The following is a 24,409-nucleotide window of genomic DNA, read 5'->3' as shown; positions in this document are numbered from 1 at the left end:
AGAGCTGAAGATGCAAAGGCATGGCGCACACTTGCTGGACGCCACGTCGGCGCGCTTCGCCCTCTGGGCGCCGGATGCGCGCAGCGTGAGCTTGGAAATCCAGGGGCAGCCGGCCATAGAGCTGCTGCCCGATGCCGATGGCTGGTTCAGCGGGGTCGCCCCGTGCCAGCCAGGGGCACGTTATCACTACCGTATCGACGGGCAACTGCAGGTCGCCGACCCGGCTTCGCGCTACCAACCAGACGGCGTGCACGGGCCGAGCCAGGTCGTCGACCTGGCCAGCCATGCCTGGAAACACCCCTGGCAAGGCCGGCCCTGGCACGAAGCGGTGATCCAGGAACTGCACGTCGGCGTGCTCGGCGGCTATGCCGGGGTTGCGCAACAACTGCCACGCCTGGCCGAGGTCGGCATCACGGCCATCGAACTGATGCCGCTGGGGCAGTTTCCCGGCAACCGCAACTGGGGCTATGACGGCGTGCTGCCCTACGCCGCGCAGCACAGCTATGGTCGCCCTGAGCAGCTCTGCGCGCTGATCGACCAGGCCCATGGGCATGGCCTGATGGTGATGCTCGATGTGGTCTACAACCACTTCGGCCCCGATGGCAACTACCTGCACCAGTACGCCAGCGGCTTCTTCCGTGAAGATCGGCAGACGCCGTGGGGCGCCGCCATCGATTTTCGCCGCCCCGAGGTACGCGAATACTTCATCCAGAATGCCTTGATGTGGCTGTGCGACTATCGCTTCGATGGCCTGCGCCTGGACGCCGTGCATGCCATCGACCAACCGGATTTCCTGGTCGAACTGGCGCAGCGGGTACGGGCGGCAGTGGAGCCCGGGCGCCACGTCTGGCTGGTGCTGGAAAACGAGCACAACCAGGCTTTCTTGCTCGAACAGGGCTTCGATGCCCAGTGGAACGACGACGGCCACAATGCCCTGCACGTGCTGCTGACCGGTGAAACCGAAGGTTACTACCAGGACTACCAGGCCGACCCCATCGGCAAGCTGGCACGCTGCCTGAGCGAGGGTTTCGTCTACCAAGGCCAACCCAACCGGCATGGCGACCCCCGCGGCGAACCCAGTGGACATCTGCCACCCAGCGCCTTCGTGCTGTTCTTGCAGAACCACGACCAGATCGGCAATCGCGCCCTGGGCGAGCGCCTGTCGCGGCTCTGCCCGCCGACAGCGTTGCGTGCGGCCACCGGCCTGTTGCTGCTGGCGCCGATGATCCCGCTGTTGTTCATGGGCGACGATGACGGCAGCCGTACACCGTTTCTGTTTTTCACCGATTTCCATGACGAACTTGCCGATGCGGTGCGCGAGGGCCGCCGTGGAGAGTTCGCCCACTTCGCGGCGTTCAACGACCCCGAGCAGCGTGAACGCATTCCCGACCCCAACGCCCAGGCCACCTTCACCGCCTCGCAGCCCAACAGCCACGAAGTGTTGGCGGGCTGGCACGGGTTGTACCAGCAACTGCTGAACCTGCGCCGCACCCACATCGCCCCGCACCTGCCGGGCAGCCGGGCCTTGGGCGCCGAAGTCCTCGGCGAAAAAGCCCTGTCTGCGCGCTGGCGGCTGGGCAATGGCAGCACCCTGCGCATCGACCTCAACCTTGCCACCGAGGCCCAGGCCGTGACCTTGCCCAGCCCCGCGGTGCGCCTGTTCGACAGCAGCGACAACGCCCATCCGGACTCGAGCCTGGCACCGCACAGTTGTGTGGTCAGCCTGATTCCCCCTGGCCAGGAGGCTGCATGAGCGAAAACCTTCTTCACCAACTGGCGGCGCGGGTCGGCCTGGCCCGCGACTGGCTGGACGCCAACAACCGTCCGCAGCAGGTCAGTGACGACGTGCTGCGGCGGATACTCGAGGCGCTTGGCCACCCGGCCGACGACGAGCACGCCCTGCACGCCAGCCTCAAGCAACTGGATCAGGAGGATGACAGCGAACACCTGCCGCCCCTGCTGACCGTGCAGGCCGGCACGCCGCTGGAGCTGCAACGCTACTTCAGCCCCGCCAGCCCCGTGCGCTGCACCCTCGAGGATGGCAGCCAACGCACACTGGCACTCGACGCACAGGCACGCCTGCCCGGTGACCTGCCGGTCGGCTATCACCTGATCCACATCGACGGTCGCGACTTCACCGTTGCCGTTGCCCCGCGCCATTGCCACAGCCTGCATGCGGCAGTCGAACAACCGCCTGCGCGCTGCTGGGGCCTAGCCGTGCAGCTCTACAGCCTGCGCCGGCCCGGTGATGGCGGCTATGGCGACTGCCTGGCCCTGGAGCAGCTGGCGCGCAGCGCCGCCGAACGCGGAGCCGACGCCTTGGCGATCAGCCCGGTCCACGCCCTGTCGGCATACGATCAGGCGCACTACAGCCCCTATTCGCCATCCAGCCGCCTGTTGCTCAACGCTCTCTATGCCAGCCCTGCCAGCGTGCTCGGCGAGCGCGCCGTGCGCATGGCCGTCGAAGCCTGCGGCCTGGAACAGACGCTCGAGGAGCTGGAACAACTGCCCTTGGTCGATTGGCCGCGCGCCGCCGCGGCACGCACCCGCCTGCTACAGGCGCTGTACCAGGACTTCAGCCAGGGTGACCACCCCCAGCGCGGTGATTTCGAGAGTTTCCGCGAAGCGGCCGGCGAAGCGCTGGAGCACCATTGCCGCTTCGAGGTGTTGCAAGCCGAAGCCGTCGATCGTGGCCTGGGCGCCGACTGGCGGGCCTGGCCCGAGGCCTGGCGCGACCCCTATCATCCCGAGGTACAGGCCTTCGCCGCCACGTATCCGGCGCGGGTCGAGTACCACGCCTTCTGCCAGTGGCTGGTCGAACGCAGCTTGCAACGGGCCCAGGAGGCCGCGCGCGGCAACGGCATGGCGATCGGCCTGATCGCCGACCTCGCCGTAGGCGCCGATGGCGCCGGCAGCCAAGCCTGGAGCCGCCAGGACGAACTGCTACCCGGGCTCACCGTGGGCGCGCCGCCCGACATTCTCAACCGCTCCGGACAGGACTGGGGCATCTGCGGATTCTCCCCCGAGGGGCTCAAGCGCAATGGTTACAGGGCCTTCATCGAGATGCTGCGGGCCAACCTGGCCCATGCTGGCGGCCTGCGCATCGACCACGTGATGGGCCTGCGCCGGCTGTGGGTGATCCCCCGCGGGGCCAAGCCCAACGAGGGCGCCTACCTTTATTACCCCTTCGACGACCTGCTGCGCCTGCTGGCGCTGGAGTCGACCCGGCACCAGGCGGTGATTCTCGGCGAGGACCTCGGCACGGTGCCCGCCGGGCTGCGCGAGGCGTTGGCCGACCAGCGCGTGCTGGGCATGCGCGTGCTGCCGTTCGAGCAATCGTCGCCCGGGCAGTTCACGCCCATTCTCGACTGGCCAGACAACGCCCTGGCCACTACCGGCACCCACGACCTCGCCCCCCTGGGCGGTTGGCTGGAAAGCCGCGATATCGACTGGAACCATCGCCTGCAACTGATCGATGCGGCCACCGAGCTGCACTGGCGCCACGAACGACACAAAGAACGCAGCGGGCTGCAACGCACCCTGGAAGCGAACTATGGCCCCCTCAAGGACAACGACGCCGTGATCGACGCCGCCATTCGTTATGTCGGCCACACCCGCGCCCCGCTGGTGCTGGTTCCCCTCGAAGACCTGCTGGGCTGCGACGAGCAGCCCAACCTGCCGGGCACCACTGCCGGCCACCCGAACTGGCGCCGGCGCTTCGCCGCGCCAGTGCGCGAACTGCTCGACGATGAAGACGCCGCGCGGCGCCTGGAGTTGTTGGCCCAAGCCCGCGAACAAGCCTGGGAGCGTGACCGATGAAAGCCCTCACCGCGACTCAGCGCCTGCAATTTCACAGCGACTTCACCCTCGACGATGCCGTGCCGCTGGTGCCCTACTTCGCCCAGCTCGGCATCAGCCACCTATACGCCTCGCCGATACTCAAGGCGCGCGCCGGTTCGCGCCACGGCTACGACGTCGTCGACCCGACCCAGGTTAACCCCGAGCTTGGCGGCGAAGCGGCGCTCGAGCGTCTGGTGGCTGCCCTGCGCCAGCACGGCATGGGGCTGATCGTCGATACCGTGTCCAACCACATGGCCGTAGGCGGCGCCGACAACCCCTGGTGGCAGAGCTTGCTGACCTGGGGGCGACGCAGCCCCTACGCCGAATTCTTCGACATCCAGTGGCACTCCAGCGACCCACTGCTGGCCGGCCAGCTGCTGCTGCCTTTCCTGGGCAACGACTACGGCCTGGCACTCAAGCAGGGCGAGTTGCCGCTGACCTTCGATGCCCAACTTGGCGTGCTGCAGGTCGAGCACTACGAGCACCGTTTCCCGATCTGCCCACTGGACTACGGCTGGATCCTGGCGCAAAGCCCCGAACCGCAGCTGCAAACGCTGGCCGTGCGCTTCACCGCGCTGCGCGACGCTGCCGACCCTCTGGCCGAAGCCCTGCCGCTGCACGCCGAACTCTCGCGCCTGGTACACGATGGCGCCGACTTGAAATCGGCCCTGTCGGCGTTCGATAGCCGCACCGAGGCTGGCTTCAAGCGCCTGCACTTGCTGCTCGAACGACAAACCTACCGCCTGGCCAGCTGGCGCACTGCAGCCGACGATATCAACTGGCGGCGCTTCTTCGACATCAACGAGCTGGGCGGTCTGCGCGTGGAGCGCGCCACCGTGTTCGAGGCTACCCATGCCAAGCTGTTCGAGTTGATCGAGCGTGGCCTGGTCGACGGCCTGCGCATCGACCATATCGACGGCCTGGCCGACCCACGCGCCTATTGCCGCAAGTTGCGCCGGCGCGTCAGCAGCCTGCTGGCCAAGCGGCCGTTGCAGGCAGCCGTGGAGCGATTCCCGATTTTCGTCGAGAAGATCCTCGGCCCTGGCGAGCATCTGCACCGGGACTGGCTCACTGACGGCACCACCGGCTACGAGTTCATGAACCAGGTGTCGCTGCTGCAGCACGACCCCGCAGGCGAAGCGCCCCTGACCGAGGCCTGGGCCACTATCAGCGAGCGGCCGGAGTTCCCCGAGGAAATCCGCCTGGCCCGCCACCTGGTGCTCAATGCAAGCCTCGCCGGCGACTGCGAATCGGTGGCCCAAGCCCTGCTGCAAGTGGCGCGGGACGACCTGATGACGCGCGACCTGACCCTCGGCGCAATCCGCCGTGCATTGCAGGCCGTGGTCGCCCATTACCCGGTCTACCGCACCTACTTCACGGCCTGTGGCCGCCCTGGCGAAGACGAAGCGTTTTTCCAGCAGGCGCTGACCGACGCCCGTCAGGACCTTTCCGAAGCCGACTGGCCGCTGCTCGAGCATCTTGAACGCTGGCTCGGTGGCCAACCCTGGCGCAGCCTGCCGCCCGGCCGCCCGCGCAAGCACCTGCGCCATGCCTGCGTGCGCTTCCAGCAGCTCACTGCGCCAAGCGCCGCCAAGGCCGTGGAAGACACGGCGTTCTACCGCTCGGCGCGCCTGCTGTCGCGCAACGATGTCGGCTTCGACGCCGAGCGTTTCAGCGCAGGCTCCGAGTACTTCCACAACGAAGCGCAACGGCGCCTGCGCGACTTTCCCGATAACCTGCTGGCCACCGCCACTCACGATCATAAGCGTGGTGAAGACACCCGCGCCCGCCTGGCGGTGCTGAGCGAGCGTGGCGCCTGGCTGGCCAGCCGCTTCGAGCACTGGCGCGAGCTGGCAGCGCCACTGCGCGTGCCGCTCGAAGACGGCCCGGCGCCCAGCCCCGGCGATGAACTGCTGCTGTACCAGACCCTGCTCGGCAGTTGGCCGCTGGGGCTGGACGCACACGATGACGCGGGCCTGCGCCAATACGCCGAACGCGTGCGCCAATGGCAACAGAAGGCCCTGCGCGAGGCCAAGTTGCGCAGCGCCTGGAGCGCCCCCAACGAGGCCTACGAGGCAGCCTGCGCGGCGATGGTCGACGGCCTGTTGCTGGACCCGGAGAATCAGCAACTGCGCCAGTCGTTGGCCGACGCAGCCCAGCTGATCGCTTGTCCCGGGGCGCTCAACGGCTTGGTCCAGGCGCTTTTGCGCATGACCGTTCCAGGCGTGCCGGACCTCTACCAGGGCAACGAGTACTGGGACTTCAGCCTGGTCGACCCGGACAACCGGCGCCCCGTGGACTACGCTTTGAGGCGTCGAACCCTGGACGATGGCTCCTCGCTGGCCGACCTGTTGCGACATTGGCAGGACGGGCGCGTCAAGCAGGCGCTGGTTGCCCGGGTGCTGGATTGCCGCCAGGCGCATGCCGAGCTGTTCCAGCGGGGTGCCTACCTGCCGTTGAACGTGCAGGGCCGGCACGCCGACAAAGTGCTGGCCTTCGCCCGCCTCGGCGAAGGCCAGCGCGCGATCATCGTCGCTCCGCGCCTGGCCAGCGGCCTGCTCGGGGCGCCGCATCACCGTTGATCCCGGCACAGAACTGGGACGACACCCGGCTGATACTGCCGTTTGCCTTGTCGCCTGCCACTTGGACTGGACTTTTCGGTGGCGCCGCTGTCAGCCCTTGTAGGGAGCTGATGTTGAGCGCCGTGCTGTCGGAGTTTCCGGTCAACCTGTTGATTGAGCATGCCTAACGTATTCAGGAGCGTCGTGATGAGTGTCGATGAAAAACGAATTCGCGAATTCGCCTACCAGATTTGGGAGTCGGAGGGTAAACCCCACGGGGAAGAGGATCGCCATTGGGATATGGCGCGCAAGCTGGCCGAAGCCGAGGCGCTAGCGCCCAAGGCCGCACCACGAAAGCGTGCACCGGCCAAGGCTAAGGCCGCCGAGGTCAAGCCTGGGGAGGCCAAGGCCGCAGCCAAGCCCAAGGCGGCCGCGCCGGCCAAGGCGGCGGCACCAAAGCCGGCTACGGTCAAGCCGGCTACGGTGAAAAAGCCAAAGGCAGCGAAAAAGCCCGCAGCCAGCTGAACCTGTTCCGGCGCTTCGCGGGCAAGCCCGCTCCCACACGGATCGTGAAGTCCCTGGGAACGGCGGCGCACCTGTAGGAGCGGGCTTGCCCGCGAAGAGGCCGCGACATATCCCCCGCTACACCCTTCCCCAGGCTAACCGAGGTACGCCATGAGTCCCCGCACCCCAAAGAAAACCCGCTCCGTCGCCCCTTCACGCATTCGTGAAGGCTCACCTTTCCCCCTGGGTGCCACCTGGGACGGCCTGGGCGTGAACTTCGCGCTGTTTTCCGCCAACGCCACCAAGGTCGAGCTGTGCCTGTTCGACTCCACTGGCGAGAAGGAACTGGAACGCATCGAATTGCCCGAATACACCGATGAGATCTATCACGGTTACCTCCCCGACGCTCATCCCGGCCAGGTCTACGGCTATCGCGTGTATGGCCCCTACGAACCGGAGAACGGCCATCGCTTCAACCCCAACAAACTGCTGATCGACCCCTATGCCAAGCAGCTGGTTGGCGACCTCAAGTGGTCGGAGGCGCTGTTCGGCTACACCATCGGCCACCCCGACGGCGACCTCAGCTTCGACGAGCGCGACAGTGCCCCGTTCGTGCCCAAGTGCAAAGTCATCGACCCGGCCTTCACCTGGGGCCGCGACCAACGGGTGCAAATACCGTGGGAGCGCACCATCATCTACGAAGCCCATACCAAGGGCATCAGCATGCGCCACCCGGCCGTGCCGGAATCACTGCGCGGCACCTTTGGTGGCCTGGCCAACGACGAGCTGCTCAAGCACATCAAGGACCTGGGCGTGACCAGCATCGAGCTGCTACCCATTCACGCCTTCGTCAATGACCAACACCTGCTGCAAAAGGGCCTGAACAATTACTGGGGCTACAACAGCATCGCGTTTTTCGCACCGCACCCGACCTACCTGGCCAGCGGCAAGATCGCCGAATTCAAGGAAATGGTCGCGCACCTGCACGATGCCGGCCTGGAGGTGATTCTCGACGTGGTCTACAACCACACCGCCGAGGGCAACGAACAGGGCCCTACCCTGTCCATGCGCGGCATCGACAACGCCTCGTACTACCGCCTGATGCCCGACGACAAGCGCTACTACATCAACGATTCCGGCACCGGCAATACCCTGGACCTCAGCCACCCTTGCGTGCTGCAACTGGTGACCGACTCGCTGCGCTACTGGGCCGGCGAAATGCACGTGGATGGCTTCCGCTTCGACCTGGCGACGATTCTCGGGCGCTACCACGATGGCTACAGCGAACGCCATGGCTTCCTCGTCGCCTGCCGCCAGGATCCCCTGCTGAGCCAGGTCAAGCTGATCGCCGAACCCTGGGACTGTGGCCCTGGCGGCTACCAGGTAGGTAACTTCGCGCCCGGCTGGGCGGAATGGAACGATCGTTTCCGCGATAACGTGCGCGCCTTCTGGAAAGGCGACGAAGGCCAGCTGGCCGAGTTCGCCGCACGCATGACCGCCTCCGGCGACATGTTCAACAACCGCGGCCGGCGCCCGTACTCGTCGGTCAACTTCATCACCGCCCACGATGGCTTCACCCTGCGCGACCTGGTGTCGTACAACCACAAGCACAACGAGGACAACGACGAGAACAACCAGGACGGCACCGACAACAACCTGTCATGGAACTGCGGCGCCGAAGGCCCCACCGAGGATGCCGAGATCAATGCGCTGCGCATGCGCCAGATGCGCAACTTCTTCGCCACCCTGCTGTTCGCCCAAGGCACGCCGATGATCGTTGCCGGCGATGAGTTCAGCCGCACCCAGCACGGCAACAACAACGCCTACTGCCAGGACAGCGAAATCGGCTGGATCAACTGGGAGCTGGACGAGGAAGGCGCCGACCTGCTGGCCTTCGTCAAGCGCCTGACTCGCCTGCGCCTGGCCTACCCGGTGCTGCGCCGCTCGCGTTTTCTGGTCGGCGACTACAACGAGGCGATCGGGGTCAAGGATGTGACCTGGCTCGCGCCCGATGCCAGCGAGATGAGCGTGGAGCAATGGGAAGATCCGCATGGTCGCTGCCTGGGCATGCTCATGGATGGCCGCGCCCAGGTCAGCGGCATCGCCAGGCCCGGCGCCGAGGCGACCATGCTGCTGATCGTCAATGCGCACCATGACACCGTGCCGTTCTTGCTGCCTGCGGTACCCGAGGGCGATTACTGGAGTTGCCTGGTGGATACCGACCGACCCGAACTGCGCAAGCCGCAGCATCTGGCTTTCGATACCACGTTCGAGGTGACCGGGCGCTCGTTGTTGCTGCTGGTGCTGCAACGCGATGAGGAGTGAGTGAACCTGGGTCGGCGCGGCAGGTCCGAGGTAATAGCCGGTGGTGTCTGCATCGGCCCTGTCGCCCCGAGGAGCCATCGTGAATTCCGAAGCTGGCCACCCAGGTTTGCTCAATGTCGATCATGCCCCGGCCGTGCACCGACTGCGGGTGTTGACGGTCAACACGCACAAGGGCTTCACCGCCTTCAATCGTCGTTTCATCCTGCCAGAGCTGCGCGAGGCGGTGCGCAGCACCCAGGCCGACGTGGTGTTCCTGCAGGAAGTGCTGGGTAGCCACGACCGCCATGCCGCCCGCTACCCCGGCTGGCCACAGACCTCACAGTACGAGTTTCTCGCCGACAGCATGTGGAGCGACTTCGCCTACGGCCGCAACGCGGTCTACCCCGATGGCCACCACGGCAACGCGCTGTTGTCGAAATACCCGATCCTTGAGTACCGCAACCTCGATGTGTCGATCACCGGGCCCGAGCGCCGTGGCTTGTTGCATTGCGTATTGGACGTACCGGGCGGGCGCCAGGTACACGCGGTGTGCGTGCATCTTTCACTGCTCGAAAGCCACCGGCAGAAGCAGCTGCAACTGCTGCGCACATTGCTCGACGGCCTGCCTGGCGACGCGCCGGTGATCGTCGCTGGCGACTTCAACGACTGGCAGCAACGCGGCAACCGGGCCTTGAGCCTGCATCCGGGCCTGCATGAAGCCTTCGAGCGCCACCATGGCCTGCTCGCGCGCACCTACCCGGCGCGCATGCCACTGCTGCGCCTGGACCGCATCTACCTGCGCAACGCGCACAGCCACGCACCGCGGATCCTCGGACACAAGCCCTGGACGCATCTGTCCGATCACCTGCCGCTGACCGTCGAAGTGCACCTCTAGCAATGATTCGGCATAGCCGACAGCAGGCAAATAGCGAAGCTCGCTATACCGGTTTCAATAGCCCGTAAAAACAACAGGTTGACTGAAATCACAGTGCTTGCACATGGCCTTCACGCTTTCTTGACGCAAGCGCCGACCTCTCCTTAGCTGAACAATACCGTATTGGTAAATACTCGTGCCGGGCCTCTAGCTCGCGCCTTAGCGCGCGTTGCAAAAAGCTGGCGCGCTGGTTTGGGTCGCCCCCTGTTTTTGTCGTACAGCTCGAGACATCAGGCCAGGTCATTGGGCTGTACAACATAAAAACAGGAGATCCGCCATGAAAAGCACCTCGACTCCCTTGCGTTTCGATCGCATTTTCTACGCGGTTTCCACGTCGCTGCTTCTGGCAACCCCGGTGGAAACCTTCGCGTTCGAATTGCAGGGAGACCCCGCCTCGCCCAACTTCCTAACGCAGACGGCGGTGCCGCAATTGTCGCTGGACCCGATCACCGCCAGCGGCCTGAGCCTTGGTACCTTGCAGGCATTCTCCGAACAGATGAGCGCACGTCACGGGCAGGCACCGATGGACCTGTTCGCCAGCCAGTGGACGCAGTTCTTCCCTGGTGCTGCGCGCCAAAGCGCGCAACCGCCCGAGCAACTCGAAGCCCCTAGCCAGCAACTGATGATCGGTCCAGATCTGTTCGTGCGCGAAAGCGCCGGCGGCAATGTGCACCGGGCGGGGATCTTCGTCGGCCACAACAACCTGCAGAGCAGTTTCAACGGCATGCGGCCGCTGCTCGGCGACAAGCAACGCAATGCGGTCAACCTCAGCGGCGAAAGCCTGGGCGTGTACTGGAGCATGACCCATGAGCGGGGCTGGCACGTGGATGCCGTGGCCATGGGCTCGCGCATCGACATCAACGGCCGTGGCGAGAGTGGTCAGCGGCTGGACGACAGTGGCCATGCGATGACCTTCTCGCTGGAGGGCGGTTACCCGATCGGCCTGGGTGGCGGCTGGGTGATCGAACCGCAGGCGCAGTTGATCAACCAGCAGTTCTTCCCAGGTAGCCGGGTCCAGGAGGAAACGCTGCAGGCGTTCGACAGCCAACCGAGCTGGAGCGGCCGGGTCGGTGCCAAGTTGTCCGGGCGCTACGAGGTACGCGGGATGCCCATCGAACCCTACGTGCGGACCAACGTCTGGTATGACTTCAGCGAGAGCGGCGAGGTGAAGCTGGACCAGGTCGACAAGATTTCCAGTTCGCGTTATTCGACCACGGTGGAATTGGGGTTGGGGCTGGTGGCGCGGGTGACGCCAAGCGTGGCGCTGTTCGTCAGTGCCGATTACAGCAGTGACGTGGATGACAATGATTTGAATGGGTTGATTGGCAGCCTTGGGGTGCGGATGCGGTGGTAGGCAGGCCAGGCCTGTTCGCGGGACAAGCCCGCTCCCACAGGTACACCACATGACTCAGGTCATAGGGTGCGCCTGTAGGAGCGGGCTCGCCCCGCGAACAGGCAGTAACAGACGAACGATCAGGCCGGCTTCATCACCAGCACCCCAAGCGGTGGCAGGTTCAGGCCCAGCGACATCGGCTGCCCGTGGCTACTGATCTGCTCGCTTTGCACCGCGCCGAGGTTCCCCACGTTGGAGCCGGCATACAGCTCGGCATCGCTGTTGAGCAGTTCCTGCCAACGCTCGCCGAACGGCACGCCAATCCTATACCCCTCGCGCGGCACCGGGGTGAAGTTGGCGACCACCAACAACGGCTCGCCGCTGCTGCTCCAGCGCAGCCAGGCGAACACGCTGTTCTGCGCGTCGTCGCCGATCAGCCATTGGAAGCCCTGCGGCTGGCAGTCCTGCTCGTGCAGCGCCGGCAGCTCGCGGTACAGGCGGTTGAGGTCGCCTACCAGGCGTTGCACGCCCTGGTGCTCGGGGTACTGCAACAGATACCAGTCCAGCTGCTGGTCGTGGTTCCACTCGCGCCACTGGCCGAACTCGCAGCCCATGAACAGCAGCTTCTTGCCCGGGTGGGTCCACATGAAGGCCAGGTAGGCGCGCAGGTTGGCGAACTTCTGCCAGCGGTCACCCGGCATCTTGTCGATCAGCGAATGCTTGCCATGCACCACTTCGTCATGGGAAATGGGCAGGATGAAGTGCTCGGAATAGGCATAGATCAGCCCGAAGCTCATCTCGTTGTGGTGATAGGTGCGGTGCACCGGATCGTTCTGGATGTAATGCAGAGTGTCGTGCATCCAGCCCATGTTCCACTTGTAGCCGAAACCCAGGCCGCCCTGCTGGATCGGCTGGCTGACGCCCGGCCAGGCGGTGGATTCCTCGGCGATGATCAAGGCGCCCGGCGCCTCGTGTTCCACCACCCCGTTGAGGTGACGGAGGAAGTCGATGGCCTCGAGGTTCTCCCGTCCACCATGGCGGTTGGGCACCCACTCGCCGGCCTTGCGCGAATAGTCGCGGTAGAGCATCGAAGCCACTGCATCGACGCGCAAACCGTCGATATGGAAGTGCTTCAGCCAGTGCAGCGCCGAGGCCAGCATGAAACCTCGCACCTCGTTACGCCCCAGGTTGTAGATCAGCGTGTTCCAGTCCTGGTGGAAACCTTCCAGCGGGTTGTCGTACTCGTACAACGCCGTACCGTCGAAGCGCGCCAGGCCGTGCTCGTCGGTGGGGAAATGCGCCGGTACCCAGTCGAGGATCACGCCAATGCCACCCTGGTGGCAGGCGTCGATGAAGGCGGCGAAATCTTCCGGGGTGCCATAGCGCGAGGTGGGCGCGAACAGCGACAGCGGCTGGTAGCCCCACGAACCGCCGAACGGATGCTCCATGATCGGCAGCAGTTCGATATGGGTGAAGCCCAGGTCCTGGACGTAGGGCACCAGGCGCTCGGCCAGTTCACGCCAGTTGTAGTAGCGCGCCACCTCGCCAAGGTCGTCGGTCTCGCAGCGCCATGAGCCGGCGTGCAGTTCGTAGATCGACAGCGGTGCGCTGTAGGCATGACGCTGGGCGCGCTGGGCCATCCAGTCGTGGTCCTGCCAGGTGTGGCTCAGCGCTGCGGCCACTTTCGATGCGGTGCTGGGCGGCGGTTCGGTGGCACGGGCCAGTGGGTCGGCCTTGAGCGGCAGCACGCCGTCCTTGCCCAACACTTCGAACTTGTAGGATTCGCCGCTACCCAGGCGCGGCACGAACAACTCCCAGACCCCGGCACTGTGACGCAGGCGCATGGGGTGGCGGCGGCCGTCCCAGTTGTTGAAGTCGCCCACCACCGACACGCGACGGGCATTCGGTGCCCATACCGAGAAGCACACCCCGGCAACGCCATCGATCTCCATCAATTGCGCGCCAAAGCGTCCGGACAGGTCACGGTGATTGCCCTCGGCGAACAGGTACAGGTCCATGTCACCCAGTTGCGGGCCAAAACCATAGGGGTCTTCGGTCACCTGCTCGCCACCGGCCCAGCCGATCTGCAGCAGGTAGGGCTGCGCCTGGTCGAGATGCGCAGTGAACAGCCCAGGCAGGCTGCCCTGCTGCATTTCGGCGAGCACGCGCCCGTCGTCGCGCGCCAACACTCGAACACTCAGGGCGTTGGGCAGGAAGGCCCGCACCCACGCCCCACCAGCCCTATCCTCATGCGGGCCCAGTACAGCGAATGGATCGGCGTGCTCGGCGCGGGCCAGGCTATCGATGTCCTGCTGCCGAAGGCCGCCGTTGTCACGCATGGTTGCGTTCATTTATGACTCTCCCCAGGTACTGATCAGTCCATGCAGGCCATGCAAAGGCACAGCCAACCAGCTTGGACGGTTTTCGGCTTCGTAAGTGATTTCGTAGGCTGCCTTTTCCAGGCAGAACAGCTCCAGTGCCGCGCGCTCCCCTTCGGCCTGCTGCCAGGCATGCGGCAGGGCTGCGGTTGCCAGCCCGTAGGCCTCGACGAAGGCATGCCGCGCTTGATGCAAATACTGCCGCGCCACCCGTTGCCGGGCTTGGCGCGCGGGGTCGGACAGGTCGACCGTAGAGGCGCTGCGCAGCACCATGGCAGCAGCATAGTCGAAGGATCGCAGTACACCGCTGACGTCCTTGTAAGGGCTGTGCCTGGCCCGACGTTCCTCCAGCGGACGCGAAGGTTCGCCCTCGAAATCGATCAGGTAGGCATCGCCCTGAACCACCAGCACCTGGCCCAAATGCAGGTCGCCATGCACACGCATCAGCAGCCCGCCCTGGGCCTGCTCGGCGAGGTTCTGGACGTGCGCGGCGAGGCCTTCGCGCTGTTGCTGCAGATCATCGACCAGGGCCTGGCTGTCGCGGTCGAGGCTTTCACGGTGTTGCGCGAGCAGGTCCAAGGCGTGGCTCAGTTCGGCGCCGATCTGCCGGCTCCAGCGGGCGCTGTCGTCGGCATCGCTGGCGCGGGCGCGAAGGCCGGGTCTTCGGTCGGCGCTCCCAGCAACAGGTGCATTTCGCCCAGGCGCTGGCCGAGCAATGCGGCGAAGCCGGCAAGCTCGGCCAGGGCGTTGGTATGCGCTTCGGGTTCGGCGCTGGTGGGCTCCATTTCGTCGCGAATCGCCCGCTCTAGGGTGTTCTGGGTCCAGGCCCAGGCATCGCCCTGGTTGTTCAGGTAGCCCTGGGCAATCATCAGCAGGTGCGGCGTGCCCTGGGCGTCCTCGCGGCTGACCCAGGCCAGCAGCGGCGAGATGTTGGCGAAACCGGCAGCGGTCAGGTACGCGCTCATCTCCAGCTCCGGGTGAACGCCGGGGTTGACCCGGCGAATCAGCTTGAGCACCACTCGATCGCCGATCACCACAGAGCTGTTGGACTGCTCTGCACTCAGGTAGCGCACGTCGCTCTGTTCGTCGAGTTCGAGCGCAGCCAGGGCGTCGTTGCTGTGGAAACGCAGCTCACCCAGGCCCTCGCCACAGGAGCGTCGATCCCCGGCTTGGCAGGCCTGCAATACCGCGCGAATGAAGGGTTCGAGGACAAAGGCGTCGGTGATCAGACCGACCTGACGGCCTCGGCGCACTCGGGCCAAGGCCAACTGCTGGGGCAAGGCGCTATTGATCTGCTCCTCGGCGAGCAGGCCGAAAGGCAGCAGATACTGGCTGGCCACGCCATCGCTCAGGACCTGCAGTTCGCCGAGCAGTACCGGCGTGGAGGCGGTGTCGAAGCGCACGCCGTAGCTCAGGCGCACCTGATCGATGGGCCCTTCCTTGCCGGCGAACCAGCGCCGCTTGGGCAGGTACTGGGGCAGGATGGTCTCCTGCAGGGTGTCACGCGATGGGGACTCGAGCAGTTCTTCCATGCGCTTGCGCAAAACCAAGGTAGTCAATTCGGGCAGGCCCTCCGTGGGCCGGGTGTGCCAACTGGGCATGCGGTCGTGGGCCGCCAGCAGGAACCAGTAGAAGCCATAGGGCGGCAGGGTCAGCAAGAACGGCAACTGGCCGATCGGCGGGAAGGCGCTGCCGCCGAGCATCTCCACCGGCACCTGGTCGGCGTATTGGGAGAGGTCCAGCTCGGCAGCCTGGGCGGCGCGCGAGACGTTGGCGACACAGAGGATCACCTCGGTGTTGCCGTCGGCCCCGGTGTATTCGCGGATGTAGGCCAGGATGCGTCGGTTGCTCGGCGTCAGCAGGCGCAGGCTGCCTCGGCCAAAGGCCTTCTGCTGCTTGCGCACCGCCAGCAGCCGCCGGTTCCAGTTGAGCAGCGAATGCGGGTCGTGGGACTGGGCTTCGACGTTGACGGTCTGGTAGCCGTACAACGGGTCCATGATCGGCGGCAGTACCAGCCGCTGTGGCTCGGCGCGGGAGAAACCGCCGTTGCGGTCGGGCGACCATTGCATGGGCGTGCGCACGCCATCGCGGTCGCCCAGGTAGATGTTGTCGCCCATGCCCAGTTCGTCGCCGTAATACAGGGTTGGCGTGCCCGGCATCGACAACAGCAGGCTGGTCAGCAGCTCGATGCGTCGACGATCGCGTTGCAGCAGCGGCGCCAGGCGCCGGCGGATGCCAAGGTTGATACGCGCGCGGCGGTCCTCGGCGTAGTAGTTCCACAGGTAATCGCGTTCCCGGTCGGTGACCATTTCCAAGGTCAGCTCATCGTGGTTGCGCAAGAAGATCGCCCACTGGCAGTTGGCGGGAATTTCCGGTGTCTGGCGCAGGATGTCGGTGATCGGAAAGCGGTCCTCCATGGCCAGGGCCATGTACATGCGAGGCATCAGCGGAAAATGAAAGGCCATGTGGCACTCATCGCCCTCGCCTTCGCCGAAGTACGGCCGGGTATCCTCGGGCCATTGGTTGGCCTCGGCCAGGAGCATGCGATCGGGGTAGTTGGCGTCGATTTCGGCGCGGATCGCCTTGAGGACCTGGTGGGTTTCGGGGAGGTTCTCGTTGTTGGTGCCGTCGCGCTCGATCAGGTACGGAATGGCATCCAGGCGCAGGCCGTCGACACCCAAGTCGAGCCAGAAGCGCATCACGCCGATCACCGCCTTGAGCACCTGCGGATTGTCGAAGTTGAGGTCCGGCTGGTGCGAATAGAAGCGGTGCCAGAAGTACTGCCCGGCCACCGGATCCCAGGTCCAGTTGGATTTCTCGGTGTCGAGGAAGATGATCCGCGTGCCAGCGTAGTGCTGGTCGCTGTCAGACCACACATAGAAGCTCCGCGCCTTGCTACCGGGTTTGGCGAGCCGGGCGCGCTGAAACCAGGGGTGCTGGTCGGAGGTGTGGTTGATGACCAGCTCGGTGATCACCCGCAGGCCACGCTTGTGCGCCTCGGCGATGAAGCGACGGGCGTCGGCCATGCTGCCGTAGTCCGGATGCACGGCCTTGTACTCGGCAATGTCGTAGCCATCGTCGCGCCGCGGCGAAGGGTAGAACGGCAACAGCCAGAGGGTGTTGACGCCTAGGTCGGCGATATAGTCGAGCTTGCCGATCAGGCCGGCGAAATCGCCGATGCCATCGTTGTTGCCATCGAAGAACGATTTGACGTGCAGCTGATAGATGACCGCATCCTTGTACCACAGCGGGTCATCGATGAAGGCTGCCGGGCGTGAACGCTTGGCCATGGGCGACTCCTTTCAGTTGCGGTTTACCTGGGTTGACGTACAAACATCAAAACCCTGTGGAAGCGGCCAATGCCGCACCTTTACCGGGCCTTTTGAATACGCCAGATACCGAACGGCAGATGCCCTGGGTCGATGCGCATCCATTGGGTCTTGCCGTACCACGACCAGCGATGCCCGTTCATCAGGTCCTCGCCATGGGTTTCGGCATCGTCGCCAAGCCCCAGTTCCCACAAGGGCAACTCGAAATGCGCTTCCTGGACGTTGTGCGGATCAAGGCTCACCGCCACCAGGATGTAGTTGTCGCGCTCGGGCGTGCGCTTGGCGAAGTACAGGATGTTGTCGTTCCAGCAATTGAAGAAGGCCACGCCAAGGTGCGTTTGCAACGCCGGATTCTGCCGACGGATGCGGTTGAGCTGGGCGATCTCGGCGATGATGTTGCCCGGCTGGGTGAAGTCCCGTGGACGGATTTCGTATTTCTCCGAATCCAGGTACTCCTCCTTGCCCGGCAGGGCCGCGCTTTCGCACAGTTCGAAGCCCGAATACATGCCCCACAGGCCCGACCCCATGGTCGCCAGGGCAGCACGGATGAGAAATCCGGCGCGGCCTGACTCGTGCAGGAAATAGGGGTTGATGTCCGGTGTGTTGACGAAGAAATTCGGCCGGTAGCACTGGCTCCACGGCGGCTGGTTGAGCTGCTCGAAGTACTCTTGCAACTCCTGCTTGTGGTTGCGCCAGGTGAAGTAGGTGTAGCTCTGCGCATAGCCGACCTTGCCCAGACGCGCCATCATCGCGGGCTTGGTGAAGGCCTCGGCGAGGAAGATCACCTCGGGATGCTGGCTGCGCACATTGGCGATCAGCCATTGCCAGAAGGGCAAAGGCTTGGTGTGCGGATTGTCGACGCGGAAGGTCTTGACCCCCTCCTTCACCCAGCCGACCACCACGTCGCGCAGTGCCAGCCACAACGAAGGCACGGCCTCGGGTGCATAGAAGTCGACGTTGACGATGTCCTGGTACTTTTTCGGCGGGTTCTCGGCGTAGCGGATGGTGCCGTCCGGGCGCCAGCTGAACCAGCCGGGGTGTTCCTTGAGCCAGGGGTGGTCTTGCGAGCACTGGATGGCGAAGTCCAGGGCGATCTCCAGGCCATGCTCGGCGGCGGCGGCGACCAGCCGGCGAAAATCCTCGCGGCTGCCCAATTGCGGGTGGATGGCCTCGTGGCCGCCTTCGTGGCTGCCTATCGCGTAAGGGCTGCCGGGATCGCCGGGCTCGGCGCGCAACGCGTTGTTGCGGCCCTTGCGGTGCTGGCTGCCGATGGGGTGGATCGGCGGGAAGTACAGCACGTCGAAGCCCATGTCGCGGATCATCGGCAGACGTGCATGCACATCGTTGAACGTGCCGTGGCGCTCGGCGCTGTCGGTGATCGAGCGCGGAAACAGCTCGTACCAGCTGGCGAATTGCGCCGCCGGGCGGTCGACGTCGAGGGGAAACTCCTGGCTGCGGGTGAGGTAGCTGCGGTGTTCGGCCTCGGCCATCAGACGCGCGGTATCTGGACTGAGCAACAGTGATACCTGGTCGTCGGCGGGCAGGCTCACCAGGCGTTGCTGCAAGCCTGCCAGTTCGTCGCGCAGTACACCTGAGGCGAGTGCGCTGCCCTTGCCCAGCATCAGGCGCCCCTCCTCCAACTCCAACTTGACCTCGACACCGGCGTGGTACTTCTTCTCCAGGTCGTGACAATAGGTGGCGAACGGGTCGATCCAGGCCTCGATGCAGAACAGGTGCGGGCCCAGTTCAAGCGGAGTGAATTCGGCCAGCCACAGGTCGTTGCCCGGCGACTGCATGGGCACGCAATGCCACTGCCGGCTGTGCGCCTGGCGCCAGTGCAGCATCACCGCCAGACGGTCGTGGCCATCGCTGTAGACCTTGCCGCTGACCGCCACCGGCTGGCCGCTGATGGCCTTGGCAGCGAAGCTGCCGGCATCGAGTACCGGCTGGGTGTCTTCGATCACGATGCGCGGCGCCAGCAGCGCCTGGGCCAGGCTGATGGCCTGGTCCGGATGGTCGTTCGCCATGGGCACGCTTTCGAAGGGCTCGTTTCGTGACATCGGACCATGCTCCCTTAAGCTGGTGGCGGTAAGGGTTCAGAGCCGTGCGCAGGCGTTGGGGTTCAAAAAAATTGAGCGATGCAGATGGCCGTCGGTCAAAGCCTGCAGCGCCTCTTCAAACAACCCACGCGAGGTCAGGCCATGAACATTCCCATTCCACCGGAGACACCCGACCCCAACATCGACGACCCGAGCCTGCCGCCGCCCGTGCCGGAGCAAGACCCGGACGAGCTGCCAATCAAGCCAACCGTGCCGCCGACGGTTGGCGACCCGCCGAGCGATGAACCACCGGTGAAGGCTTAAGGGTAGACGATGCAAGCCACATGACAGTACTGACCCTGGCACCGGCTTGCCGACGCCAGGGTGGGTAAATCCGCCTCAGTCAGCTGTGAGTTCCGCAACGCTGATCTCGCGCATGCGGAATTTCTGCACCTTGCCGGTCACCGTCATCGGGAACTCGTCGACGAAGCGGAAGTGCCGGGGCACCTTGAAGTGGGCGATGCGCGCCTTGCACCAGCCTTGCAACTCTTCGACCGTGGCGCTGTGTCCGGGATGCAACTTGATCCACGCGACCACTTCTTCGCCGTAGCGCTGGCATGGAATGCCAATCACCTGGGCATCGGCCACCGCCGGGTGGGTATAGAAGAACTCCTCCAGCTCGCGCGGATAGATGTTCTCGCCGCCGCGAATGATCATGTCCTTGTTGCGCCCGACGATGCGTACGAAGCCTTGTTCATCCATCACCGCCAGATCGCCCGAATGCATCCAGCCGTGGGCATCGATGGCTTCGGCGCTGGCCTGGGGGTTGTCCCAATAGCCGAGCATCACGCTGTAGCCGCGGGTGCACAGCTCGCCGATTTCGCCGCGCCCGACCACTTGCCCTTGGCTATCAACCAGCTGGGTCTCCAGCTGCGGATGAGTGCGGCCAACAGTGGTCACGCGCAGCTCCAGTTCGTCGTCCGGGCCAGTCTGCAGCGAGACCGGGCTGGTCTCGGTCATGCCATAGGCAATCTGCACCTCGGCCATGTGCATCTGCTCGATGACCCGGCGCATGACCTCGATCGGGCAGGTGGCGCCGGCCATGATGCCGCTGCGCAGGGTGGACAGGTCCAGGGCGCTGCGCGAAGGGTGGTCGAGCATGGCGATGAACATGGTCGGCACGCCATAGAGGATGCTCGCGCGCTCCTCGGCCACGGCGCGCAAGGTGAGTTCGGCGTCGAAGGCGTCATTGGGGTAGATCATGGTGCTGCCGTGGGTGATGCAACCGAGATTGGCCATGACCATGCCGAAGCAATGGTACAGCGGCACCGGGATCACCATGCGGTCGGCGCTGGTCAGACCCAGGCTTTCGCCGACCATGAAACCATTGTTGAGGATGTTGTAGTGGCTCAGTGTCGCGCCCTTGGGCGCGCCAGTGGTGCCGGAGGTGTACTGGATGTTGACCGGCTGCTGGCAGTGCAGCGCCTGCTGGCGGGCCTGATAGGCCTCGGCGGTGGTGCCCCCTGCCCGCCCGGCGAGCGCCTGCCACGCCAGGAAGCCAGGCGGCGGGCAGGCAGCCAGGCTGATGACCCCGCGCAGCTCGGGTAGGCGTTCGCTGACCAGCACGCCCAGTGCTGCACCTGCCAGTTCCGGCACCAGTTCCTGGACCATGGCGTGGTAATCGGAGGTCTTGAAGGCATCGGCGCAGACCAGCCAGCGGCAGCCGGATTGGCGCAGCGCGTATTCGAGCTCGGCCACCCGGTAGGCCGGGTTGATGTTGACCAGCACCGCGCCGACCTTGGCAGTAGCCAGCTGCAGGATGCACCACTGGGCACAGTTGGGCGACCAGATACCGACCCGGTCACCGCGCTCGACGCCCAGCGTCATCAAGGCGCGCGCGTGCAAGTCGACCTGCTCTGCCAGCTGCCGCCAGCTGTAGCGCAGTCCTTGGTGACGCGACACCAGCGCCTCGCCGTCAGCGTGACGGGCGACGGTGGCATCGAATGCCTGGCCGATGGTCAGGGTCAGCAGCGGCTTGTCCTGGGGGCCGCGGGTATAGCTTGGTTGACTCATGGGTGTCCCTTCTTGTGTTTGTTCTGGGCACGGGTTGAAGCGAGTGATGGATACTCTGGCGCAGATTAACGTTTACGTAAAGGTCATAAGGCGATTGACAGCACTCACACCCAGGTTTACGTTAACGTAAAGGTGACGAACCGGACCGAATCCGCGCTCAACACCTAACCTTGTGGGAGCGGGCTTGCCCGCGAAAGCGATCGTCCAGGCAACGACGGTGGTCCTGATGACGCATTCGCGGGCAAGCCCGCTCCCACAAGGTTCGGCGTCGAAGCTGTGAGCTACGGTCAACCCACATATCAAGAACAACAAGGTGCCCCGCATGCATTACCCATCCCTGAACTTCGCCCTGGGCGAAACCATCGACATGCTCCGCGACCAGGTGCGCACGTTCGTTGCCGCCGAACTGGCGCCACGCGCCGCGCAGATCGACCACGACAACCTGTTCCCCGCTGACATGTGGCGCAAGTTCGGCGACATGGGCCTGCTTGGCATCACCGTGGCGGAAGAATATGGCGGCGCCGGCCTCGGCTACCTCGCGCACGTGGTATCGATGGAAGAGATCAGCCGCGGCTCGGCCTCGGTTGCCCTTTCCTATGGCGCCCACTCCAACCTGTGCGTCAACCAGATCAACCGCAACGGCACCCACGAACAGAAGCAGAAATACCTGCCCAAGCTGATCAGCGGCGAGCACATCGGCGCCCTGGCGATGAGCGAGCCCAATGCCGGCTCCGACGTCGTGTCGATGAAACTGCGTGCCGAGAAACGCGGCGACCGCTACGTGCTCAACGGCAGCAAGACCTGGATCACCAACGGCCCCGACGCCAACACCTACGTGATCTACGCCAAGACCGACCTGGACAAGGGCCCTCACGGCATCACCGCGTTCATCGTCGAGCGCGACTGGAAAGGCTTCTCGCGCAGCAACAAGTTCGACAAGCTCGGCATGCGTGGCTCCAACACCTGCGAGCTGTTCTTCGACGGTGTCGAGGTACCGGAAGAAAACATCCTTGGCCAGCTCAACGGCGGCGTGCGCGTGCTGATGAGTGGCCTGGACTACGAGCGTGTGGTGCTCTCCGGTGGCCCCACCGGCATCATGCAGAGCTGCATGGACCTGGTGGTGCCGTACATCCACGACCGTAAGCAGTTCGGTCAGAGCATCGGCGAGTTCCAGCTGATCCAGGGCAAGATCGCCGACATGTACACCCAGCTCAACGCCAGCCGCGCCTACCTGTATGCCGTGGCCCAGGCCTGCGACCGTGGCGAGACCACGCGCAAGGACGCCGCCGGGGTGATCCTTTACACCGCCGAGCGCGCTACCCAGATGGCCCTGGAGGCGATCCAGATCCTCGGCGGCAACGGCTACATCAACGAATTCCCCGCAGGCCGCTTGCTGCGCGATGCCAAGCTTTACGAAATCGGCGCCGGTACCAGCGAAATCCGCCGGATGTTGATCGGTCGCGAACTGTTCAACGAAACCCGCTGAGCAGGAGGAACCACGCACATGGCTACCTTGCACACCCAGATCAACCCACGGTCGGCGGAGTTCGCCGGCAACAGCGCGGCCATGCTCGAACAGGTGCAGGCCTTGCGCGAGCTGCTGGCCCAGGTCAGCCAGGGCGGTGGGCCCAAGGCCCAGGAGCGGCACACCTCGCGGGGCAAGCTGCTGCCGCGTGAGCGGATCGACCGCCTGCTCGACCCCGGCTCGGCATTTCTTGAAATTGGCCAACTGGCCGCCCATGAGGTGTACGGCGAGGATGTGCCGGCAGCCGGAGTGATCGCGGGCATCGGCCGCGTGGAGGGCGTCGAGTGCATGATCGTGGCCAACGACGCCACGGTCAAAGGCGGCTCCTACTACCCGCTGACGGTCAAGAAACACCTGCGTGCGCAAACCATCGCCCTGCAGAACCGCCTGCCGTGCATCTACCTGGTCGATTCCGGCGGCGCCAACCTGCCACGCCAGGACGAGGTATTCCCCGATCGCGAGCATTTCGGGCGGATCTTCTTCAACCAGGCCAACATGAGCGCCCTGGGCATCCCACAGATCGCCGTGGTCATGGGGTCGTGCACTGCGGGCGGCGCCTACGTGCCGGCCATGGCCGACGAAGCGATCATGGTGCGCCAGCAAGCCACCATCTTCCTCGCCGGGCCGCCGCTGGTGAAGGCCGCCACCGGTGAGGTGGTGAGCGCCGAAGACCTCGGCGGCGCCGACGTGCACTGCCGCACCAGTGGCGTGGCCGACCATTATGCCGACAACGACGAACACGCCCTGGCCCTGGCCCGGCGTAGCGTCGCCAACCTCAACTGGCACAAGCTCGGCCAACTGCAATGCCGGCCGGTGGTGGCTCCGCTGTACGCCGCCGAGGAGCTGTACGGTGTGGTGCCGGCCGATGCCAAGCAGCCATTCGATGTGCGCGAGGTGATAGCCCGCCTGGTCGATGGCTCGGTGTTCGACGAGTTCAAGGCCCTGTTCGGTACCACCCTGGTGTGCGGCTTCGCCCACTTGCATGGTTATCCGGTGGCGATCCTGGCCAACAACGGCATCCTCTTCGCCGAAGCTGCGCAAAAAGGCGCGCACTTCATCGAGCTTGCCTGCCAACGCGGTATCCCACTGCTGTTCCTGCAGAACATCACCGGCTTCATGGTCGGCAAGAAGTACGAGGAAGGTGGTATCGCCAAGCACGGCGCCAAGCTGGTCACCGCGGTGGCCTGCGCCCAGGTGCCGAAGTTCACGGTGATCATCGGCGGCAGCTTCGGCGCCGGCAACTACGGCATGTGCGGACGCGCCTACGACCCGCGCATGCTGTGGATGTGGCCCAACGCGCGCATCGGCGTGATGGGCGCCGAGCAGGCTGCCGGAGTGCTCGCCCAGGTCAAGCGCGAGCAGAGCGAACGCAGCGGCCAGGCGTTCAGTGCCGCCGACGAAGCCAAGCTCAAGCAGCCGATCCTCGACCAGTACGAGCGCCAGGGCCACCCCTACTACTCCAGTGCGCGACTGTGGGACGACGGCGTCATCGACCCGGCGCAGACCCGCGACGTGCTCGGCCTGGCCCTGTCTGCCGCGCTGAACGCCCCAATCGAACAGAGCCGCTTCGGCATCTTCCGGATGTGACC

At 65.1% G+C, this 24,409-nt stretch carries 12 protein-coding genes and 2 pseudogenes; 10 read left to right on the top strand and 4 right to left on the bottom strand.

Annotated elements, in window-relative coordinates; all coding sequences use genetic code 11:
- Positions 1–10: 10 nt before the first annotated feature.
- The 7 genes and pseudogenes from treZ to E6B08_RS10050 all read left to right on the top strand — a co-directional run bounded on the left by treZ (position 11) and on the right by E6B08_RS10050 (position 11,497).
- Positions 11–1,753 (top strand): malto-oligosyltrehalose trehalohydrolase, encoded by a 1,743-nt coding sequence (gene treZ / locus E6B08_RS10080; protein ID WP_136913866.1) that lies wholly within the window; start codon positions 11–13, stop codon positions 1,751–1,753.
- Positions 1,750–3,819: a 4-alpha-glucanotransferase gene (gene malQ / locus E6B08_RS10075; protein ID WP_136913865.1), complete on the top strand. Its 2,070-nt coding sequence runs from the start codon at positions 1,750–1,752 to the stop codon at positions 3,817–3,819. Before treZ ends, malQ begins: the two co-directional genes overlap by 4 nt.
- A pseudogene (locus E6B08_RS10070) lies at positions 3,816–6,589 on the top strand (malto-oligosyltrehalose synthase). The gene malQ and the pseudogene E6B08_RS10070 overlap by 4 nt, the downstream one beginning before the upstream one ends.
- 16 nt (positions 6,590–6,605) lie before the next feature.
- Positions 6,606–6,926 (top strand): DUF2934 domain-containing protein, encoded by a 321-nt coding sequence (locus E6B08_RS10065; protein ID WP_136917369.1) that lies wholly within the window; start codon positions 6,606–6,608, stop codon positions 6,924–6,926.
- Between the two features lie 150 nt (positions 6,927–7,076).
- Positions 7,077–9,230 (top strand): glycogen debranching protein GlgX, encoded by a 2,154-nt coding sequence (glgX, locus tag E6B08_RS10060; RefSeq protein ID WP_136913864.1) that lies wholly within the window; start codon positions 7,077–7,079, stop codon positions 9,228–9,230.
- Between the two features lie 79 nt (positions 9,231–9,309).
- Positions 9,310–10,104: an endonuclease/exonuclease/phosphatase family protein gene (locus E6B08_RS10055; protein ID WP_136913863.1), complete on the top strand. Its 795-nt coding sequence runs from the start codon at positions 9,310–9,312 to the stop codon at positions 10,102–10,104.
- Positions 10,105–10,420: 316 nt separating this feature from the next.
- Complete coding sequence (locus E6B08_RS10050; protein WP_136913862.1) at positions 10,421–11,497, top strand: autotransporter outer membrane beta-barrel domain-containing protein; 1,077 nt, start codon at positions 10,421–10,423, stop codon at positions 11,495–11,497.
- Positions 11,498–11,616: 119 nt separating this feature from the next.
- Here E6B08_RS10050 and glgB read toward each other — a convergent pair whose 3' ends face one another.
- The 3 genes and pseudogenes from glgB to E6B08_RS10035 all read right to left on the bottom strand — a co-directional run bounded on the left by glgB (position 11,617) and on the right by E6B08_RS10035 (position 19,243).
- Positions 11,617–13,827 carry a 1,4-alpha-glucan branching protein GlgB gene (glgB, locus tag E6B08_RS10045; protein ID WP_136913861.1) on the bottom strand — a complete coding sequence of 737 codons (2,211 nt, stop codon included), beginning with the start codon at positions 13,825–13,827 and terminating at the stop codon, positions 11,617–11,619.
- Positions 13,828–17,144, bottom strand: a pseudogene (gene treS, locus E6B08_RS10040) (maltose alpha-D-glucosyltransferase).
- Between the two features lie 80 nt (positions 17,145–17,224).
- Positions 17,225–19,243: an alpha-1,4-glucan--maltose-1-phosphate maltosyltransferase gene (locus E6B08_RS10035; RefSeq protein ID WP_136913860.1), complete on the bottom strand. Its 2,019-nt coding sequence runs from the start codon at positions 19,241–19,243 to the stop codon at positions 17,225–17,227.
- A gap of 141 nt (positions 19,244–19,384) precedes the next feature.
- Between E6B08_RS10035 and E6B08_RS30805 the strand changes: the two genes are divergently transcribed.
- Complete coding sequence (locus tag E6B08_RS30805; protein WP_192938635.1) at positions 19,385–19,546, top strand: hypothetical protein; 162 nt, start codon at positions 19,385–19,387, stop codon at positions 19,544–19,546.
- A 75-nt stretch (positions 19,547–19,621) separates the two neighbouring features.
- Here E6B08_RS30805 and E6B08_RS10030 read toward each other — a convergent pair whose 3' ends face one another.
- Entirely contained in the window at positions 19,622–21,295 is a 1,674-nt protein-coding gene (locus tag E6B08_RS10030) for an AMP-binding protein (RefSeq protein ID WP_136913859.1), read from the bottom strand.
- Positions 21,296–21,617: 322 nt separating this feature from the next.
- Here E6B08_RS10030 and E6B08_RS10025 point away from each other — a divergent pair, with 322 nt between their 5' ends.
- Both E6B08_RS10025 and E6B08_RS10020 read left to right on the top strand, forming a co-directional pair.
- Entirely contained in the window at positions 21,618–22,781 is a 1,164-nt protein-coding gene (locus E6B08_RS10025) for an isovaleryl-CoA dehydrogenase (protein WP_136913858.1), read from the top strand.
- 18 nt (positions 22,782–22,799) lie between these two features.
- On the top strand, positions 22,800–24,407 hold the full coding sequence (locus E6B08_RS10020; protein ID WP_136913857.1) for a carboxyl transferase domain-containing protein: 1,608 nt from the start codon (positions 22,800–22,802) through the stop codon (positions 24,405–24,407).
- Positions 24,408–24,409 lie beyond the last annotated feature (2 nt).

This window comes from Pseudomonas putida (assembly GCF_005080685.1).
In the GTDB taxonomy this organism is placed as follows: domain Bacteria; phylum Pseudomonadota; class Gammaproteobacteria; order Pseudomonadales; family Pseudomonadaceae; genus Aquipseudomonas; species Aquipseudomonas putida_V.
Note: the sequence above shows the minus strand (reverse complement) of the source record. Positions and strands in the feature narration are given on the sequence as shown.